Annotated in this window: 20 protein-coding genes; 7 read left to right on the top strand and 13 right to left on the bottom strand. The window is 41.3% G+C overall.

The window, feature by feature from the left end; translation table 11 throughout:
- Window positions 1-77 precede the first annotated feature (77 nt).
- From M2419_RS23370 to M2419_RS23360, 3 genes are read left to right on the top strand one after another with little or no spacing between them, the layout of a single operon-like run.
- Window positions 78-2,300 (top strand): histidine kinase dimerization/phosphoacceptor domain -containing protein, encoded by a 2,223-nt coding sequence (locus M2419_RS23370; RefSeq protein ID WP_259255719.1) that lies wholly within the window; start codon window positions 78-80, stop codon window positions 2,298-2,300.
- Between the two features lie 10 nt (window positions 2,301-2,310).
- Window positions 2,311-3,681, top strand: a complete 1,371-nt coding sequence (locus M2419_RS23365; protein ID WP_070567663.1) for a sigma-54 dependent transcriptional regulator — start codon at window positions 2,311-2,313, stop codon at window positions 3,679-3,681.
- A 23-nt stretch (window positions 3,682-3,704) separates the two neighbouring features.
- On the top strand, window positions 3,705-5,315 hold the full coding sequence (locus M2419_RS23360; RefSeq protein WP_259255718.1) for a sigma-54-dependent Fis family transcriptional regulator: 1,611 nt from the start codon (window positions 3,705-3,707) through the stop codon (window positions 5,313-5,315).
- 76 nt (window positions 5,316-5,391) lie between these two features.
- Here the strand turns inward: M2419_RS23360 and M2419_RS23355 are convergent, their stop codons facing one another.
- The 4 genes from M2419_RS23355 to M2419_RS23340 form a co-directional block, all read right to left on the bottom strand.
- Window positions 5,392-6,213 carry an alpha/beta fold hydrolase gene (locus M2419_RS23355; protein WP_259255717.1) on the bottom strand — a complete coding sequence of 274 codons (822 nt, stop codon included), beginning with the start codon at window positions 6,211-6,213 and terminating at the stop codon, window positions 5,392-5,394.
- Window positions 6,214-6,448: 235 nt separating this feature from the next.
- The gene (locus tag M2419_RS23350) at window positions 6,449-6,958 is read right to left on the bottom strand and encodes a thioredoxin domain-containing protein (RefSeq protein WP_182982482.1); all 510 of its coding nucleotides are present in this window, start codon (window positions 6,956-6,958) and stop codon (window positions 6,449-6,451) included.
- Between the two features lie 2 nt (window positions 6,959-6,960).
- On the bottom strand, window positions 6,961-7,422 hold the full coding sequence (locus tag M2419_RS23345) for a redoxin domain-containing protein (protein ID WP_259255716.1): 462 nt from the start codon (window positions 7,420-7,422) through the stop codon (window positions 6,961-6,963).
- Between the two features lie 285 nt (window positions 7,423-7,707).
- Window positions 7,708-8,259: a hypothetical protein gene (locus M2419_RS23340; RefSeq protein ID WP_259255715.1), complete on the bottom strand. Its 552-nt coding sequence runs from the start codon at window positions 8,257-8,259 to the stop codon at window positions 7,708-7,710.
- Between the two features lie 216 nt (window positions 8,260-8,475).
- Between M2419_RS23340 and M2419_RS23335 the strand changes: the two genes are divergently transcribed.
- Complete coding sequence (locus M2419_RS23335; RefSeq protein ID WP_259255714.1) at window positions 8,476-9,324, top strand: SDR family NAD(P)-dependent oxidoreductase; 849 nt, start codon at window positions 8,476-8,478, stop codon at window positions 9,322-9,324.
- Between the two features lie 74 nt (window positions 9,325-9,398).
- Window positions 9,399-10,313 (top strand): AraC family transcriptional regulator, encoded by a 915-nt coding sequence (locus M2419_RS23330; protein ID WP_070567478.1) that lies wholly within the window; start codon window positions 9,399-9,401, stop codon window positions 10,311-10,313.
- Window positions 10,314-10,334: 21 nt separating this feature from the next.
- Here the strand turns inward: M2419_RS23330 and M2419_RS23325 are convergent, their stop codons facing one another.
- The 3 genes from M2419_RS23325 to M2419_RS23315 form a co-directional block, all read right to left on the bottom strand.
- Window positions 10,335-11,975, bottom strand: coding sequence for a serine hydrolase (locus M2419_RS23325; RefSeq protein WP_259255713.1), 1,641 nt, complete (start codon window positions 11,973-11,975; stop codon window positions 10,335-10,337).
- A 71-nt stretch (window positions 11,976-12,046) separates the two neighbouring features.
- Complete coding sequence (locus M2419_RS23320) at window positions 12,047-12,856, bottom strand: AraC family transcriptional regulator (RefSeq protein ID WP_259255712.1); 810 nt, start codon at window positions 12,854-12,856, stop codon at window positions 12,047-12,049.
- 8 nt (window positions 12,857-12,864) lie between these two features.
- On the bottom strand, window positions 12,865-13,389 hold the full coding sequence (locus M2419_RS23315) for a hypothetical protein (protein WP_159729369.1): 525 nt from the start codon (window positions 13,387-13,389) through the stop codon (window positions 12,865-12,867).
- Between the two features lie 233 nt (window positions 13,390-13,622).
- Between M2419_RS23315 and M2419_RS23310 the strand changes: the two genes are divergently transcribed.
- Window positions 13,623-13,766 carry a hypothetical protein gene (locus M2419_RS23310; protein ID WP_159729371.1) on the top strand — a complete coding sequence of 48 codons (144 nt, stop codon included), beginning with the start codon at window positions 13,623-13,625 and terminating at the stop codon, window positions 13,764-13,766.
- 57 nt (window positions 13,767-13,823) lie between these two features.
- Here M2419_RS23310 and M2419_RS23305 read toward each other — a convergent pair whose 3' ends face one another.
- Together M2419_RS23305 and M2419_RS23300 are read right to left on the bottom strand one after the other, a co-directional pair.
- Entirely contained in the window at window positions 13,824-14,348 is a 525-nt protein-coding gene (locus M2419_RS23305) for a hypothetical protein (protein WP_159729373.1), read from the bottom strand.
- A 68-nt stretch (window positions 14,349-14,416) separates the two neighbouring features.
- Window positions 14,417-14,950 carry a hypothetical protein gene (locus tag M2419_RS23300; RefSeq protein WP_159729375.1) on the bottom strand — a complete coding sequence of 178 codons (534 nt, stop codon included), beginning with the start codon at window positions 14,948-14,950 and terminating at the stop codon, window positions 14,417-14,419.
- 232 nt (window positions 14,951-15,182) lie between these two features.
- Between M2419_RS23300 and M2419_RS23295 the strand changes: the two genes are divergently transcribed.
- Window positions 15,183-15,893: a Crp/Fnr family transcriptional regulator gene (locus M2419_RS23295; protein ID WP_075991572.1), complete on the top strand. Its 711-nt coding sequence runs from the start codon at window positions 15,183-15,185 to the stop codon at window positions 15,891-15,893.
- A 49-nt stretch (window positions 15,894-15,942) separates the two neighbouring features.
- Here M2419_RS23295 and M2419_RS23290 read toward each other — a convergent pair whose 3' ends face one another.
- The 4 genes from M2419_RS23290 to nirB are packed head-to-tail and all read right to left on the bottom strand — an operon-like array spanning window position 15,943 to window position 20,109.
- Window positions 15,943-16,344, bottom strand: coding sequence for a hypothetical protein (locus M2419_RS23290; protein WP_075991571.1), 402 nt, complete (start codon window positions 16,342-16,344; stop codon window positions 15,943-15,945).
- Window positions 16,345-16,350: 6 nt separating this feature from the next.
- Window positions 16,351-17,163, bottom strand: coding sequence for a formate/nitrite transporter family protein (locus M2419_RS23285; protein ID WP_075991570.1), 813 nt, complete (start codon window positions 17,161-17,163; stop codon window positions 16,351-16,353).
- 47 nt (window positions 17,164-17,210) lie between these two features.
- Window positions 17,211-17,558 (bottom strand): nitrite reductase small subunit NirD, encoded by a 348-nt coding sequence (nirD, locus tag M2419_RS23280; RefSeq protein WP_075994676.1) that lies wholly within the window; start codon window positions 17,556-17,558, stop codon window positions 17,211-17,213.
- 34 nt (window positions 17,559-17,592) lie between these two features.
- Entirely contained in the window at window positions 17,593-20,109 is a 2,517-nt protein-coding gene (gene nirB / locus M2419_RS23275) for a nitrite reductase large subunit NirB (protein ID WP_153845108.1), read from the bottom strand.
- Window positions 20,110-20,268 lie beyond the last annotated feature (159 nt).

Below are 20,268 nucleotides of genomic sequence, written 5' to 3'. Positions count from 1 at the left end.
GATAAAAGCATCAAGCAAATAGAGCAAGCTACCAGTAGAAAGATAGCTTGCTCTATCTTATAACGTATGTCACCTTAATGAGAATTTATCTAATACTTAGCATTTTTATCCTTTCGATCTTTAACACATTCGGTCAGGACAACACGACTATTCATCGTCTGCTAGACAGCATATCGTATGAAAAGGATCCCGGACAAAAAGCTCGTATGCTTTATGAAGCCGCTAAATGTTATCTGGAAAAACCAGGTGAATCAAAAAAAGACCTAGACAGTGCCTTATGGCTTAATGGAACATCCCAAAAACTGCACCTCTCAGTCAACCTTAAAACCGAAGCCGCGCTAAATATGCTTCTGGATGCCCGAATACAAGAGGAAATGGGTAAACCTGACCTTGCAAAAAGCCAGAAAAAGGCTAGTTTACTTTTTGCAAACGCCCATCAGCTTGCTAAAGCCTCGGCCATGATTTACCTGTCTATGACTAACGACATCAAAGATGTGGACTTTCATCAAAAGACCAGCTTATTCCAGCAAGCGTTAGAACAAGCCAAAAAAACAAGTGACAAATCACTTGAGCCCAAAATCCTAATGGAACAATCCAGCTTCCTTTCCAATTATGGGAATTATAAAGGTGCCATAGCAACTGCTCATCGAGCCGCTGTATTAAAAAAACAGACCGGCGATAAAAATATCAGCCAGGAGCTTGTGTCCGTTGCCGGCAATCTCCGGATGCTCCTGCGCCTCAAAGAAGCTTTAAAATATGCACTCGAAGCCCGTCGGGTAGTCGAAAACGAAAACACAACGACAACCAAAGATGATTTAGCTGCCGTGTACAATATTGTGGGATTGATCTATTACGATCTCAAATCCAATAAAGAAGCCCTAGAAAATTATCAAAAGGCATTTGAAATCGCCAAAAGTCAAGGTGACAGATATGGCATCCATACGATCACACTCAATTTAGCGACCATTCTATCGCGTCTCAATCGCGTTTCAGATGCACTGAATCTACTTGATAATGTCACCAAAGATTACGCGTCTGACATCTATTCCATACGCTATGCCTATCTGTATACCATGCTATACACAAGAAATAAAAACACAAAAAAAGCTTATCCCTATTATCAGGAACTCTTAACCTATTACAAGACCGGGAATATCACTGGGCAGGAAAGGCATATCATGATGATTGGAATCGCTAGCTATCTTTTTGCAGATGGACAGATCAAACAGATGTATCCTTACCTCGAAGAAATAGAGCGATCAATGACCAGAGAAAGCAGTCTGCTCCGTGCTTCCGAATTGCGGAAACTCTATTATCTGGCCGACTCCGCCCGCGGTGATTTTAAATCCGCATTCAAAAACTTGGCGGCTTTCAAAACTATCAGCGATTCCATTAACAGTGTAGAGCGGGCCAAGGAGCTTACCGCCTTACAATTAGATTATGATACCGAAAAAAAAGACCATGATATCGTCCTCCTCAAACAAAAAGGTCAGCTGCAAAAATCACTGCTTGAACGGGAGGCTATTATACGAAACGTATTCATAGGCAGCTTCGTCGTCCTGTTGATCTTCGCAGGCTTTTTGTATATCCAAAATGCCATAAAAAAAAGAAGTAATGCAAAACTAACGCTCAAACAGGAAGAAATCAATGCCCAGAATGAAAAGCTAAAACAGCTAATCGCTGAAAAAGAATGGCTACTAAAAGAAATTCACCATCGCGTCAAAAACAACATGCAGATTATTATCAGTCTGCTCAATACACAATCGGCTTATCTTGAAAACGAAGACGCCATCAGCGCAATTCAAAATAGTCAAAATCGCATGCATGCGATGTCTCTGATCCATCAAAAACTATATCAAACAGACAACCTTTCTCGCATTGACATGAAATGGTATATCCAGGAACTGACCGAATATCTCAAAGATAGCTTTCAATCCGAAAAATCAGTTAAATTTGAGATTCAGGTAGATCCGATTACACTGGATGTTGCACAGGCGGTCCCAGTTGGGCTTATTCTCAATGAAGCAATCAATAATGCAATCAAACATGCTTTTGCTCAAAGGGAGGGAACTGTTTTTATCAGCTTCAGGCGAATCAAAGCTACTCCTTACGATCTCTTGCTTAGCATTGCCGACAATGGTATCGGGATACAGAAAGATCTTAGCAGTAGTGATAGTGACTCTTTTGGCATGAATCTCATGCAAGGGCTAACTTCCCAGCTTGACGGAGAATTTAAACTCACATCTGACCAAGGTGTTTTCATTACCATTCAATTTTCACAGAAAGAAGGTGAAATTTAAGACGAATTTTATGCAAAAAGGAAACAAGATCTTAATTGTAGAAGACGAATTTATCGTCGCTAATGATCTCAGGATGATCCTCAAAAAAAACGGTTATGAGGTCGTTGGTATAGCGTCTTCTGTGTCGCAGGCCAAGACAATTATCGCGACAACAAAACCGAATTGGGTCCTACTCGATATCCTATTAAAGGGAAGTGAAACAGGTATCGACCTCGCTATTGAACTGAACAAGCTGGAGCTACCATTCCTATTTATCTCGGCCAATACAAACCAAGGTATTTTAGAAGCGGTGAAAGAGACAAGGCCCTATGGTTTTTTGACAAAACCATTTCGCGAAAAGGATCTTTTCATTATGCTCGATATTGCCAATGAAAGGCTCAATTCGGAAAACAAGGCCGAGGAACCGAAAATTAAGTCCATTGAAAACAGAAGCTTAAAAAATCAGCTCATCGGTACAAGCCCAGCCCTTAATGAGGTACTTTCACAGGTCGAATTGGTTGCTCCTACAGACACCTCCGTCTTGCTCCTCGGCGAAAGTGGCACAGGTAAAGAAAAGATTGCGCAGTCATTACATCAGCTATCGTTGCGCAAGCAGCAGCCTTTGGTTGTAGTCAATTGTGCGGCCATACCATTATCCCTTATGGAGTCTGAATTATTTGGTCATGAAAAAGGAGCCTTTACAGGGGCACAAAATAGAAGAATTGGTAAATTTGAACTTGCCGACGGGGGAACCATCTTTTTGGACGAAATAGGTGAACTACCGTTAGAAGCGCAGACCAAATTACTCCGTGTGCTCCAAGAACAAGAAATTGACCGTGTAGGTGGAGAGCTGCCCGTCAAGATCAATGTCCGTATTATCGCGGCGACTAACCGCAACCTGGAACAGGAGGTCGCCTTAGGCAACTTTAGACTGGACCTCTATTATCGGCTCAACATCTTCCCAATTGCTATTCCGCCACTTCGAGAGCGAACTGGAGATATTGAGGTGCTGGCCAATTATTTTCTAGCCTTTTACGCCACGAAACTCAAGAAAAACGTCACAGCCTTTTCTGCTCATGTACTTGCCAATATGCAAGCTTATCCATGGCCAGGCAATATTCGGGAGATGCAGCATCTTATTGAAAGAACGGTTCTGCTTGCAAAAGACCCTATCATCAACGACATGGTATTTATTGAACACCTGGAAAGTAAAATCTCAGATTTTTCATCTCAAAAATTAGCATCCCTTGAAGAAATTGAACGAGAGCATATTTTGCGTGTACTTGAATCATGTAAGGGCAAAATTTCAGGCCCAGGTGGAGCAACAGAAATCTTACAGATCAGTTCATCCAGTCTATATAGCAAAATGAAAAAATTCGGAATTAAATCCGACTTTTATTGATAACAAGATAGCAAATGACCATCATGCAGCATACAGCCGTAGGATCAGATCCGCAAGCGATTTATAATCGCATTCAGCAACGCGAAATAGAGCAGCTTGCTCAAATTGCTATTCAGCAGAAAATGGCTCCTATTCATACCCTAGCCGCATTGGATTTGCTTCAAAACGAAATCCAAATCTTTTTGGGACAAAATTGGCTTTCGCTATTTATTGCGGATAATCGCGAAGTTAATTATAGCCTTCTTTTTCAATCCAAAAATAAGGCAAAAACAAGCAAGAACGAATCACGTAGCTGTAAAGACACATTCTTTAAAGAATGTATCCTTTCCGCTGAACCCATCCTGTTCCGAGCCAGCGAGATTTTAAAAGCAGATAAATCCTTTCCGACAACCTTTGTCCACGCCATTCAAGAGGGAAATAAAGCAATTGTATCCAAAGCTTTTCGTGTACATGACCACTATTGGGCGATCTTAAGTCTAGGCTACAAAAGGCTGGAACATATCGATCTTCAGCTTGAGTATCGGATAAAAAACTTTATCCCACAGCTTGGTATCAGCATCGGCAATATTCTGATGCACGAACGTTCGGCACATGCAGCCTTAACAAACATGCCCAGCAGCCCAGCGCAGCCTCAGGGTTTCCTGCAGAACGAGGGTTACGGTAAGAAATCCGAAGACTCTAATCCTCAGATGATTGGCGAAAGCAATCTGATACAGGCCATAAAATCGCAGCTCAAAATGGTAGCACTATCAGAAATGAACCTGCTTATTCAAGGTGAAAGCGGAACCGGCAAAGAAGTAGCAACCCAAATTATACATCATTTTTCACTCAGATCGGCTCGCCCCCTAATAAAAGTCAACTGCGCGGCTATTGCGCCCACGTTGATCGAAAGTGAGCTTTTTGGACATGAAAAAGGTAGTTTCAGCGGTGCTGTAAAGCGTAAAATCGGCAAGTTCGAACAAGCCCACGGCGGAACACTTTTTTTGGACGAGATTGGGGATCTCCCTTTAACACTCCAGGCAAAACTTCTCCGTGTGTTGCAGGAAAAAGAAATTGAGCGCGTGGGAGGAAATAAAAATATTCCTATCGATGTCCGTATAATCTGTGCCACACACAAGGACTTACAAGCTGAAGTGAAGGCCGGCAACTTTCGATCCGATCTATATTACCGGATCAGTGCATTTCCAATTACCCTTCCATCCCTTCGTGAACGACGGGAAGATATCCCTCATTTAATCCAACACTTCCTCTTAAAACATGCCGGAGAAAAACCACCTAAGCAAATGAGTAAAAAGGTATTGCAACGCCTCCATCTACATTCTTGGCCTGGCAATATTCGCGAACTTGAACATGTTATTGCACGTTCGATTCTATTGACTGAAGATTCAACTATAAAAAAAATTGCGCTATTGCCTGACGCTGATTTTGTAGGAGAAAGCAAGGTTCCGGATTTCCGTCTACAAACCCTGGCAAACTTTGAAAAAGAATATATTCTTTGGGTATTGCACAACTGTAAAGCGCGTATTTCTGGCCCAAATGGGGCGGCGACCATACTCGGTATTCCAGCCACAACGCTTCAATCCAAAATGAAAAAGCTGGGCATTGGCAAAAAGTTTTCTTACTCCAAGGAATAAAATGAAAAAAGCCATTCCCGTTTATGGAAATGGCTTATACAACTATTTAAAAACTATTTTTAGATCAACAGAAATCTTATTTCTCGATAAAATCCAAAATATCCTTATTGATGGTCTCCGCTTCTGTAGTAGGCATTCCATGTGGAAAACCAGGATAGGTAATTAAAGTGCCATTTTGGACCAACTTAGCCGCTCTTCTGCCCGTTATATCAATGGGTACAATCTGATCATCTTCACCATGCAATACTAAGACAGGAATCTCGACTTTTTTAAGTTCTTCCGTAAAATCAGTTTCAGAGAAAGCTTTGATACAATCATAGTGAGCCTTGATACCGCCCATCATTCCTTGCCGCCACCAGTTGTCCATCACGCCTTGCTGTACATTCGCTCCATCGCGGTTATAGCCATAAAAAGCGAGGGGAAAATCTTGAAAATACTGTTGTCTACGTGTTGCAGTATTCAATCTTATTTCGTCAAAGACCTCCATAGGTACACCATCGGGATTTGTAGCGCTCTTGGCCATTGTGGGGGTAACCGCACTAATCAATACAGCTTTTGAAACCCGAGAAGTACCATGATTGGTTATGTAGCGCACGACCTCGCCACCACCTGTTGAGTGACCAATATGGATGGCATCTTTTAAATCCAATGCTTCTACCAATTGTGCAATATCCGACGCATAGGTATCCATCTCATTTCCTGTCGCCGTCTGTGTCGAGCGACCATGACCCCGGCGATCGTGTGCGATCACACGGTACCCTTTTTCGAGGAAGTACATCAACTGCGCGTCCCAATCGTCGCTGGATAAAGGCCAACCATGATGAAATACGATCGGTTGTCCTGTTCCCCAGTCTTTGTAATAAATTTCTGTTCCGTCTTGAACTTTGAATGTTGCCATGATGATTAGTTTAAGAATTTTATTATTTACATGATATGTTAATTGGACTGCAATTTATAGTCCAACAAACATATATAACTGTATTTAAACACATTATAAAACAAAAAGTAAATTTACAAATAACGATATATCGTTATTTATACAGTCGGTTCATTCGTTTTTTACGATAGCTTCTATTTTCCTGCAAAAGGCTTCTCGTCGAGTGCGCACCTGTGTTCAAATAGTAATCATATATTCAGTTTTCACCTAATATTTGAACCAGATCTTCCGCGCCACCGTCAAATTTCTGTCCATTGACAAAAAATGTCGGTGTACCATTAACGCCACTCAGCATACCACTTTCAAAATCACCATCCACACGGTCCTGTAACGCCTCGTCCTGCAAATCAGATTTAAACTTTGGCATGTCCAAATCCAGTTGCTCGGCGATATCCAACAGCAATCTCGCACTCAGCAAGTTCTGGTTTTCGAAAATGGCATCATGCATCTCCCAAAATTTTCCCTGCAGTGCTGCCGCTTCCGCCGCCAATGCTGCGGGTTGAGCATAAGGATGCATTTCCGAAAGTGGAAAATTGCGGAATACAAACCTGATCTGGCTTCCCAGTTCGGCCATCATTTCTTTTATTATGGGATGAGCTGCACCGCAATGTGGACATTGATAATCCCCATATTCAACAATGGTCAGATCGGCCTGGCCATTTCCCAATATATGGTCAGCATTGCTGACCTTCGGTTTCAATGACATAATTATTTTAATTTAAGATTCTCCAATGCTTCGATAATACCGTCTGCACCTGGATTGACCGCCGTCGGAGACAGATAACTCCAAGCAATAATCCCTTCCTTATCAATCACAAAGAGTGCGCGCTTGCACTCACCTTCTTCTTCATCGTAAACACCATATTTTTTGGCGACCTCTCCTTTAGCTTCAAAATCGGCTAGAAGTGGAAAATGTAGCTTTCGGGACTGAGCGAACGCCATATGACACCATTTGCTGTCAACGGAAATACCCATAATTTCGGCATCATATTTCTTAAAATACTTGAGCATTTCATTATATAGTGCCATCTGATCGCTGCATACCGGACTCCAATCTGCAGGGTAAAATGCCAATATCACATTATGCCCCTTGAATTCTGATAAGCTAATTTTCTGATCGGGGGTCGCATACAAGGTAAAATCAGGGGCAACATCATTTTTTTTTAACATGTCAATGTTTTTAAAGTATAACTATTTTTTAGTGAGCAATTATCCGGCATTGCCATATGCAGCTCTCTCTTGATAAATTCATGCATCATCATTTAATAAAGTAATGAAAAGCAAAATTTGTTTTATTTAGTTTTAAGCTGGATATAAATCTACTTGTCAGGAAGCTTTGATAAAAATAAATCTATGAACCCAAAACCTATTTTTATCCCATCTTTTAGGCCAGTATTTTTGAAGGTGAACTCCAAAATCGGCAAAAACTATCGTTTAATCAGATTCATTTAAAAACTATCTATTCAACCACTTTCGGATCAGCCTAGTGAAATTAGGCATAACTATATAAACCATAAGAAATACGATTACACCTGAACTCAGAAATGCGTCCGAAAAATGATTTTGTGGAATATTTAAATAGCGTAATACCGGCAAAACTAACAAAGGGATCAATAATGATATAGGATAAATAGCAGACCAAGTGACAAGATATTGTTTCCAGCGAGGAGGGATTTTTGCACTATTCTCTGGGGCTTCAAAAAGAAAATCCAAACCCGACCGGATCTGATAGCGATCATGACGACGAAATAGTGGCTCAGCTTTTTCGATCCATAGCTTTCTTTGCTCCGATTCTAACCACATTTGTAGATTCTCTACAGTGTCAAAACGAATAATGACTGTATAGACAAATGTCAATTTAGGAATAGGCCTCACGATCTGAAGATCAATAAAACCTGTTGCATGTTTGGTCAACGGCGTAATCTCGTTAAGCCATTTTTCATATTCCAGAATTTTACCATCAAAAATATGATGTATTATTACCGCAGAAGCACCTTGAGTTTCCATAATAAATTGATTTTATTCGTTGCGCCATTACTCTTTCCTGTCTTAAAGGTACGGCAGAATGATCTAAAGGCAAGCGAAATTTCGTTGAATAGGCACATTCAATCGTTGAAAGATCCTTTATCCACGATCTGACTACAAGATCCGTTGATCTGCCTACATCCAAAATCGGTGGGTTGGCCATCTTTGTGTCATCAATTTATTTAAAAACAGAAAAACATGAAATCACAAAAGGTATGGTTCATCACTGGCGCTTCCAAGGGGCTAGGTCTCAGTCTCGTTAAAGAATTGCTCGCCCAAGGTTATCTTGTGGTTGCCACATCACGAACAAAACAGGCCCTAGAAGATGAAATGGGTGATCAGGAAAATTTTCTGCCGCTTGAAGTCGACATTACCGATGACAGCGACGTTGCCCGGGCAGTACTATCGGCCATTGATTATTTCGGAAGGATTGATGTACTGGTCAACAATGCCGGATATGGTCAGACAGGCACTCTAGAGGAGCTCAGTGACCGGGAAGCACGCCGCAACTTCGAAGTGAATGTCTTTGGATCTCTTAATGCCATCCGGCATATCGCTCCCCATATGCGATGCCAACAATCGGGACATATTTTCAATATAGCATCTATCGGCGGACTCGCAGGAAATTACGCAGCTTTTGGTGTTTATTGCTCCACCAAATTTGCTGTCGCAGGCTTTACTGAAGCCCTCGCTGTCGAAATGGAGCCTTTTGGTGTACACACGACCTTGGTGTATCCCGGCTATTTCAGAACTGATTTTTTATCTGAAGGATCCTTACATACCGCAGCCAATCCGATCGCAGCTTATGTAACTGCCCGAGAAAACGAAGCCACCCATCTGCATCAGATCCACGGGAATCAGGCAAATGATCCCCAAAAAGCAGCAACCCTATTAATCGAGCTTAGCACGCTGGAGCAGCCTCCAGTCCATTTTTTAATGGGCGAAGATGCGTATGAACTGGCCAAAAATAAGATCAACATGCTTAGGGCAGAAATCGAAAAATGGAAAAGTTATACCGTGTCAACAGGTTTCGAGCATTCCGTATAACAGCTTAGTTCAGCATAAGGTGCTTCCAAGGATATTTCACAATAATCAAATTAGAAATTCAGTAAATTTACAACATGGAGAATACATTTCGCTTTCAATCCCTTTCGGAATTCCACAGCTTTTGCGGACTACCTAAACCCGAACATCCATTGATCAGCCTGGTTGATTATAGTCAAGTACATTACCCTGTGAATGATCGCAAATTGAATTGGATACAACATTTTTATTCGATCGGTTTAAAGCGAAATGTAAATGCCAGGTTCAATTATGGACAGCAGCACTACGACTTCGACTCGGGCATACTCACCTTTGTCTCACCCTTACAATTTCTAAAAGTGGAGATCAATCAGGAAGTACAGGCGCAACCCAGCGGCTGGATCCTGTTGATCCATCCTGATTTTCTTTGGAACAGCGAACTGGCAAAACATATTCACTCCTACGATTTTTTCCAATATCAGGTCAATGAAGCCCTTTTTCTTTCAGACAAAGAAGAAGCCATCATTGTCGATATTCTGCAGAATATCGAAAAAGAGTACCAGTCTAATATCGATAAATTTAGTCGTGAACTCATTCTCAAACAGATTGAACGCTTGCTGATTTACGCCGAACGATTTTACGAGCGTCAATTTATCACTCGCAAACGATCGACCCAAGAGCTGGTCACCAAGTTTGAGCAAATACTGTCAACACAGTTTCAGCAACACATACTTGTGGAGCATGGCGTACCAACCGTCAGCTTTTTGGCGCAGCAGCTCAATTTATCACCAAACTATCTGGGCAGTTTGCTGCGTATCTACACACAACAAAACACCCAGCAGCATATTCAGCATAAAATGATCGAGTATGCCAAATTAAGATTAAGTACAAGTTCCCTCTCCATCAGTGAAATCGCCTATGAACTGGGGTTCGAACATCCACAGTCGTTCAGTAAGGTCTTCAAAAAGAATACCCAACAAAGCCCCGTGGAATTTAGGCAACTGTTTCAGTAAAAAAGCTACTTTGTAAAGCGATCAATTACCAGCATTAATTAAGGCTGGAAGCAAAAATTCGCTGACGATCCGGTCGACCTGCCTATGCGCATAAGCTTGACCATAGGCACTAGCTGTAATAACGATCACATATGGAATGTCATTCATAACAATAATGTAATTCCCGCCATTGCCAGCACAATAATATGCTTCATACGCCTTATTTCCAACATTAAAGCACTTGTTCCAAAACAGATAACCATAATATTCTTTCTCCCTTTCAGGAATCATAAGCTGTTTCGAAAGGCTCTTTTGAACCCAGGCTTGCGGAAGGATCTGCTTACCATTCCAGCGCCCACCGTTCTTATAGAGCTGGCCGTACTTCGCAAAATCAAGTGCATTCATACGAATACCACCAGCAGTATTTGGCAGTCCTTGCGGGGTGTGTTCCCAGCGGTATTTCCGTATTCCCAATGGAACAAACAGTCTTTTGTCTGCATAGGATTCCAATCCACCTTCTACTTGTTTATGGAGCAGATCTCCCAATACAACGACTCCGGCGGTAAAATAATGCCATTGTCGCTGCAGAGATTTTCGAAAAGGAAGATCTAAGGTAAAGTCTACCCAATTTGTTGTGGGATACATATTTTCCTCATTACCGGGGCTATTGGGATCTTCATCGTTACCATCAAAGCCAGCACTCATGGTCAACAATTCACGAATGGTTGTTTTATTTTTACCTGGATCAGGATGTTGATATTTTGTAAAATCATAGCATTGATCCAGTGTTTGATATTCGTCCTTGACAAAGCCGTCCGCAATGGCCATCCCGGTTAAAGTCGATGCAAAGGTTTTGCCGACGGACCGGGGATCATGTAGGCTATCCCTATTTTCACCATTGAAATATTCTTCTATCAACAGATTTCCATGTTCCAATACCACAATTCCGTTTACCTTTTTAAAAATCCCCTCTTCAATCTTTCCTTTTAGCTGCTGCATCCTACGGCGGTCAAACTTTGCTTTTGATAAATTCAACCCAGGATAAGACTCCGGCAACTGTAGCCTATATTTATCCGGATTTATATCCGGGTTCATGCTGACAGAAAGCTGCAGTTCACCACTTGCAATGATACCACCAACAACCAGATTATCAGTATTTACGTAAGGTCTGATTTCCATCTTAAGATGATGTTTTCCATCCGTTAACGCCTTTTCACCACCATTAAAAAGAAAACGATTCCAGAACGATTCAGACCAGGATCCCTGTCCATTGATTTGATCGATCAGGGGACGTTTCAAGATCGTCTCCTGTTGCTGTATCTCCTGCTGAGGTGCGCCAGGAGATAAATTGCTTCTGTAAATTACTTTTCCATCTATCCATAACGTAAACTGAAAATTACCCTGTTGAAAAAGTTCGGTATCCGTAAGCTTCGGCGCTAGGATCTTTTGATAATAGAGCAATGGCTTTTGAAGTTTGATAGCAAAAAACAGATCACTTTTCGGTGAGAGCACATAATTAGGCATAAACTCTTCTTTTTGCAACCGCTCCCGCGAGCTTGTGAACAAAATTTCACCAGGCATTTCCTGATCAAAGTGAACCTGTAAAGTATCCCGCTTCGATTGTTGTTGCGCATTAATCAACAGCGGATAACAGAATAAAAAAAATAAAGCAAGATATTTCATAAGGCTTTTTCCAATCTATTTGTGTAAAAATAGCATTAGCCAAATGAATAAAATAGAATGAAATTAACTTTTTAAGCGTTTATCTTGTTGCGATATTGCCCAGGTGTGGATCCAAACAAACTTTTAAAACAACGTATAAAATGACTTTGATCCGCAAAACCTGATTGATAGCCTATTTCGGTTAGCGAAAGAGTCGGTTCACGCAGCAGCAGCACCGCATTTTCCACTTTCAATTTGCGGATATAATCACCCATCGTTACACCAAAATACCGGGAAAATTCACGGGACAGATAAACAGGATGTAGATCGACAGTATGGGAGATAGTCGTCAGATTCAGCTCACTGCTAAAATTCGCCCTCAAATAATCACGCAACGTATAAACCCATTGCGGAATTTTACGTTCGCTCACTATCCGATCGCGATGCAACAAAGAAAACACATGTAACAACAAACTGTCCATTGCAAGTCCCGAACTATTATCCTGATCAAAAGATTCCCAAAAGAGTTTATGGAAGAGCAGCCTTACCTCTGGCAGATGAATATCCATATTGCCTTCCAGCAGATGCAGCGCCGCCATCTCGTTCCAGTGCCAGTGTGGACTTAGTTCAATATGAAAACCCCGGGTACACCCATCTGGTTTTCTATTGTAGTGAGGGTCTTGCCAATTATGAAAAAGCAGGTCCCCAGCACTACAATGATGAATCCCTTTTTTGCTCCCCTCGAGCAAATTCCCTTCCAAAATAAACGTGAAATAAGGGTTTTCATGGTAATGCCAGTCCACTTTTTCCAGTGTATAAATAGCATCTGAAACAAGTAGTTCATTGGAATTAAATTTCCTATTTATAGCACCGTAGTAGGTACCTGCACTGAGCTGCTCCACGTCTTACTTTATTCCGCGTAATATCCCGCTACGCCAATGCCAATCGTCCAAAAGAACTTTGACTTTTTAAGGTCCTCCAGCAGCATATCCGCATTGTCTTCGTATTCGCCATCGGCTTTGATTTCCTCAATCTCCTCCTGAACATCCTCTTCAGTAATCTGTCTCCAGACACCAACAGAGCTATTTAAAAATGTATAGCAATATCCCGCTTCGGCATCATCAACCTCACCCGCGTTTTTATCACGCAGGATGCTTACAAGTTCGGTCGCTTCGACCTGAAACGGATTAACACCATAGATACTGATTTCAGTTTTTTCTGGATAGGGTCCATTGATGCTTTCTATAAATTCCAATGTTCCCTGATCATTAAAATCAAGTCTCAATTCGAGTTCATCATAATAATATTGGTCGTCCAGCGCATCTGAAGGAGCACCAAGTACACTTTGAACTTCAGCATAGCCCGCACCGAGATTAACCTGACCAATACCTTCAATTTGAATCCCAACAAGTGGGACTAGTTCGATCTTTTTCATCCGTATTAAGTAAATTATAAAAACGACAACTGCATAAATAACACTTGAACATCCGCTATCGTTTTATCCAAGGATGAACATAGCTACAGCTTTATGCTGACATAAATTTACACTAATTCCCATTAAATAATTATTAACATTTTTAACTTTTCTTACGACCCTAAGCGCACATGATAATTCGCATACTCAGCCAATTATGACTAACTTTATGCATGCATCAAAAATCGACGATTATGCAACAGACGCTAGCGACATTAGACAGTTATATCCAAAATCTAAGACCTGAACTGTATACCGATCTACAATCCCCGTTATCGGCAGATGAGTTTAGGGCCCTTGAACAGAAATATGATATTGAGATGATTTTTTTAGCCTAGATACCACAGGCGAGTATCCCAAACGGTTTAAGGTGGACTAACAGAAACTCATCGCCTTCATTTTTTTTCTTCGTAGAATTTTTGAATTTTCTTTAAATAGGTAATCGATTTTGGAGGTCGAACACGATGTCCAAACTCTTTATGAACATAAGAAAGCGCATCTTCCTCGCCGAGTTCATAAGCCCTAAGGAGATAAAACAGGGCTTGATTTCGAGAAAGACTATCCCTGCCTGCAAGCTCGATACCATTCATTGTTCCTTCCCATGAAAACATATCATAGAGATCTAGGTAAGCTTCCGGGCACTGGTGTCTATTTGCCATCAATTGTGCATAATAATACAACTCAGGTATTTTTAAGATAAGCAAATAATTATTTGACACTTCATTATAAGCCTTGAAATCCCCTGCATTAATTGCTCGACGCCAAAGCGAATCAGCTACTTTCCGAGGCAGTTCCAGATCTTTGGGGTCATCGATTACTGCTTCTAGCTTTTTTTCGATATGATGGCTACAACTCAAGAAAAACACACAAAAAATAACAGTAAACAGTTGTAAAATCTTTATCTCTTTTCTTTTCACCATAACTATATAACATTCTATTTTTTAAGCAATTAGATCTCCACGAATCCATCGATTTTTGTTGACCGCGTTCACTTTACGCTCCTGTTATTAAACATTACTTTTTTCACATAATTGCTTTTTCCACTCAAAGCCAGAGCTGCCGAATCTGCCGAAATGTAATTACAAAAAAAAGAAATCAATTCAGGAGAAGCCTCATACACCAAATAATTCAGCCTTAAAGTTCTATTATCTGGATTCAAACATAATTGACATAAGGATTTCTCATGATCAAAAAACTCAATCTCTAGATTCGAGCAATAATTATGTTTATGCCCTATATCATTCATTTCAGGTTTATACCGCTTTAATTTATCCATTTCATCAAGAAGAATATCCCATTTCACTAATGGAACTGTATCATTCTTAGCCGCAAAAAAATCAACCACATGATTTCTATAAGAATCACTCAAGTATCTTTCTTGACCATACTGCTCATCAACGAATTCCCGACTGAACAAAATCCGTAATTCCTTTTCCCGCTGTTTCTCTTTGGAACCACAGGATAAAAACAGCGTCAACAGACAATAAAAAGCAACAAAAATTAAATAAGTCCTTAGCTTCATAGTACTATTGGTCTTTACACTAAACCGAAGAAAACAATAAATGTTGATTTCAAATGACAGCATCAACAAGATGCCAACCATAATGGAGATGCAAAATTTCATCCAGTTCCACACATTAATAAGTTAAAAACAAAAGATATACTGTTTTTATAAAAGATAAAATAGGAATTTAAACGAATAGATAATAACTTTGGACAGATAACACACCGTCCGTTATACGAATCAGGCCTTCATGAAATCGAAAAAAGTAAATACCTGCGACCACTCCTGCCTTATGTGCCGTTATGTCCTACAAGACTGGCTTGGGCAAATCGACCTGCACCGAACAAATATCAGATTGAAAAAAGGCGAGCAGTTTATTACTGAAGGGCAATCGGTTCGGGGTATTTATTTTGTCCAGTCTGGACTTGTCAAAGTTCACCGCAATCTTGGGGATAAGGAAACCATTGTTCGTTTTGCAAAAAAGGGAGATATCGTAGGCCATCGCGGTATCAGTACTGAACAAACCGTCTATCCCATTTCGGCAACTACCTTGGATGTCACGCAGCTCTGCTTCGTGGAACTGCCATTTTTTCTGTCCACACTGCGCATAAATCCCGAATTGAGCTATCGGCTGATGTTATTTTTTGCCGACGAACTACATCTTTCTGAGCAAAAAATGACCAACCTGACACAGCTTCCTGTTAAAAACCGGCTTGCTTGGAGCTTATTGTTACTCTACCGTATTTTTGGCGAGGAAAACATGGACGGATATATCGGTCTCACCTTGAGTAAAAAAGATCTTTCATCCTATGTAGGTACTACTTACGAGACCGTCTACCGCATGCTAGGTGAACTTATCGATCTAGAGGCGATAGCGATGGACAAAAAAAATATCTTTATTAAAAACTTCCAGCTTTTGCATGATCTTTCGGAAGAAAATATGGGGAGTGAAACAGTCTAAGACGGCTAACGACTCCCCAATCCATATACTTCCCTAAAAATACATCACACTAAAATTTATAGCCTAAACCGACCCCCAAACGCCACTTGCCATCAGCAGTACCCGTTTTCGCCGCGTAAAATGCGGGCAGCTGAATAGCAATATGCCGGAATACGGCCGTCAGACCAAAGCCTAGAGACGGGGTGACCCAGGAATTCTTTGGCTTCCCTGTTTCAACCTTATCTTCTTTAAGTTTTAAACTCGGCAATAAACCCAACAACAGGCAACTTTTCGGGCTGAATATATATTTCACCGCTGGTCCAGTACAATTGATATAAGCACCATGATCAGCATATCCTGCCACGGCAATTCCCTCAAACAAACTCCCTTTGACTGTTTTTTCCTGACTGTAAGACTCCATGCTAATAGCTAGCAATAGAAATAACATGAATAATTGTTTTATCTGATGCATAAAAATCTAGTTTTGTGAAGTCGACACTTTCTCTTTTTGATGATAGGTATAATAGATAGCCATCCCTGTAAACAGCAATCCGCCGACAATATTTCCAGCTGTTACAATCAGCTGATTGCACAGCCACCAGTCGGAGATAGTCACTTTTGCACCGAACATCATCCCGGCAGGAATCACAAACATATTGACCACTGCGTGCTCATAGCCTAATGCAAAGAATATAAAGATCGGAATACCTGCAGCCAGTATTTTGCCAAGAGTAGACTTAGAAGTCATGGACATCACCACCCCCATACAGACCATCCAATTACACAAAATAGCTTTAACAAAGGCCGAAAACAAGCCTGCTGCACCATGGGCGCTGTATCCGAGCGTTTTCTTTTCGCTGATCAGGATCAGGCTCTGTTCGATGTTTCCGAGCTGGCTCGAATGTCCAGTTTCTGTACTAGCTGCCCAAAATAAAATCGCAAACAGGACACTCCCAAGCAAGTTGCCTAGAAAAACCCAGAATAAATTATTGGCCATAGCCTTAAAATTGATTTTACCTTCAAACCAGGCTAAAGGCACGAGAGAGAAGCTGCCTGTCACCAATTCCAAACCGAGGATGACGATAATAACAAACCCTACAGGAAAAACGAATGCACCGACCAATCCCAATCCAGTCTGCGAAGTGGCCAAAAGTGCGAGTGTAACAGAAATTGCCAATAAGGCACCTGACAATGCTCCCCGTATCAGTAGATCTTTGACAGGAAGCGAAGATTTGTAGATAGCGGTGTTCATCATGGCACCAGCTACCTCTTTAGGGCTAATATAATCCATTGTATTTTTGTTTTAAAAGGTTTTAGATTCAATTATTTTTATTTCTCCTAAGCAGTCATCCCAATAAAAATACTTCCGTTTTCCACCTTCACAGGATAAGTCTTAATGGCACATTCATCACCCGAAAGACATTCACCTGTATCCAACGCAAAGGTTTTCTTATGGAACGGACAGGCGACTTTAGGCGTTTCACCCAAAGAGCCCAGCATGCCGCGGCTTAAAATCATCTGCCGTTTGTGCGGACATTCATTTTGTGTGGCATACCACTCATTGCGGCGGGCGAAATAAAACAGCGCCACCTGTTCGTTATTCAATTTAAGACAGACTCCACCATTTTCAATAGCATCTTCTATCCGACAAGCCTTCAGCCATTTCATGTCAATTTGCGTATTCATATGATTTCAATTAAAAGGTTTAGCGATTTTATATTTAATAAGTACTGACGTTCCAATCAGCAGCTTTTTTCTGTCCGCGAAAGCTGTCAAAGCGAACAGTTTCATCCTTCTCTTCGGGTGCATTTACAAAGTGAACAAAGCGTTTGCGAATTTCCGGATTCTCTACGGCTACTTTCCATTCACAGCGATAACTATCGACAAGCAGCTGCATATCCTGCTCCCAGGCCTCCCCCATACCCAGGCCATCCTCTACCACGACATTCCTTAAATAATCTATTCCGCCTTCCATTTTATTAAGCCAGGTAGCAGTCCGGGTCAGCGGATCGGCAGTGCGAATATAAAACATCAGGAAACGGTCAATGTAACGGATACAGGTTTCACTATCGATATCCGATGCAAGCAGCAAAGCATGCTGCGGCTTACTTCCGCCATTACCGCACACATAGAGGTTCCAGCCTTTTTCCGTCGCAATAATTCCAAAATCCTTACTCTGCGCCTCGGCACATTCGCGGATACAACCACTAACAGCCGACTTTATCTTATGTGGAGCACGAAGACCACGGTAACGTTCCTCTATCCGTATCGCAAAAGAAACACTATCGTGCAGCCCAAACCGACACCAGGTACTGCCCACACAGCTTTTGACAGTCCGTAGTGCCTTGCCATAAGCATGTCCGCTTTCAAAGCCGGCAGCAATAAGTTCTTCCCAGATAAACGGCAGATCATTGAGATGTGCACCAAATAGGTCAATGCGCTGTCCGCCCGTAATTTTTGTATATAGGCTGTACTTCTTAGCGACTTCCCCGATAACAATCAGTTTATCTGGGGTAATTTCACCTCCCGGAATGCGCGGAACAACTGAATAGGTCCCGCCCTTCTGTATATTGGCCAAATAACGGTCATTACTATCCTGAGCCACATCATTACCCTTGCCAAGAATCATCTCGTTCCAAAGGCTCGCTAGCAAGGAAGACACCAACGGTTTACAGACTTCGCAGCCATGTCCGCGGCCTAGCGCATCCAATACATGATCGTAACTTTTCAGCTCATGGATCTTGATCAGGTCATATAGTTCCTGGCGGCTCAGATCGAAATGTTCACAGATGGTACTCCGGATATATTTTCCTTGCTGTTTCATCGTATAATTGACCAGGTCCTTGACCATCGGCACGCAGCCGCCACATCCCGATCCAGCCTTGGTACATTTCTTTACCGCATCTGCATTTTCACAATGACCAGTTATCACAGCATCACAGATCTGTGCTTTAGTGACACCTTCGCAACTGCAAATCAATGCCGCATCAGGAAGAACCTCCAGACCAGCAGAAGCCGACTTACTTTCGCTCTGCTGGCCAAAAAGAAGGAGTTCAGGGTGTTCCGCCAACGGCAGGCTATTATTAACCATCTGAAGCAACATGTTGTAACTTGCCGCTTCCCCGACAAGTATCCCACCCAGCAGACGCGTTCCATCTTTACTTACGTTCAATCGTTTATAAATACCTTTATTACGATCCTCCAATAAGATCGTGCGTGCATAAGGCTCGCTGATAAAAGCGTCTCCAAAACTAGCCACATCAACTCCCATCAGTTTCAGTTTGGTGCTCATGTCAAATCCCTTAAAGGATTTCTCTTCCCCCACAATATGAGATGCCGCAATTTCAGCCATTTCATAGCCCGGTGCTACCAGACCATAGATCATATCATTCACTAAGGCACACTCACCGATAGCATAAACTACAGGATCAGAAGTCTGCATCTGCGCATTAACCAATATTCCGCCCCTTTCACCAACATCCAGTCCAATTTTCTTGGCCAGCTCATCACGGGGACGTATACCTGCTGAAATCACCAATAAATCCGTCTCTATCGACGAACCATCCTGAAAAGCAATCCCCGTCAGGCGATCATCCCCCAGCAATTGGCTTGTCGACTTTTGCAATAAACAGGTCAAGCCTAGTTCTGACAACTTGTTTTGCAACAACATACTGGCGCTATCATCAATCTGACGCGGCATCAGGCGTTGGGCAAATTCGATCACGGCAGTCTCTTCCAGACCAAGATCCACCATTGCTTTCGCAGCTTCGAGTCCCAAAAGTCCACCGCCCATTACTGTACCACGCTTCGCTTTTGCCGCATAAGCTTTGATCAGATCCAGATCTTCGATGGTACGATATAGAAATACCCCTTCCTTTTCAATGCCCGGAATTGGTGGAACAAAAGGAGCAGAACCAGTCGCAAAAACCAGATAGTCATAATTGACTGTGATACCTTTTTGAGATTCCACTTCTTTTTTTAATAGATTTACAGCAACAATTGGATCATCTAAATGAATTTTTACATTATTTTCCAAATACCACTCATTTTTTAACAAGAAAAGCTCGTCAATAGACGAAATTTTGAAGTAATCTGTCAAATGAACACGATCATAAGCTCGTATCGGCTCTTCTGAAAACACAATTATTTCCAGATCGTTTATTTTCTGCTTTAATTTTTCACAAAACTTATTACCGACCATACCATTACCAACGACAACAACCTTTTTTCTTTCCATAACTGCTATTTTTTATGATAAAAATTCAATTTAATATTTTAACAACACTAATTTATGTAATAAAAAATTAAAAAATCAAAATAAATATGATTTTAGTAATATTTTTTCAATAAAAAACTATAAATAATTGTATTTTTTATGATTTATATCAGATTTTTT

It is taken from the genome of Sphingobacterium sp. BIGb0116 (assembly GCF_024808035.1).
Lineage (GTDB): Bacteria > Bacteroidota > Bacteroidia > Sphingobacteriales > Sphingobacteriaceae > Sphingobacterium > Sphingobacterium paramultivorum.
Note: the sequence above shows the minus strand (reverse complement) of the source record. Positions and strands in the feature narration are given on the sequence as shown.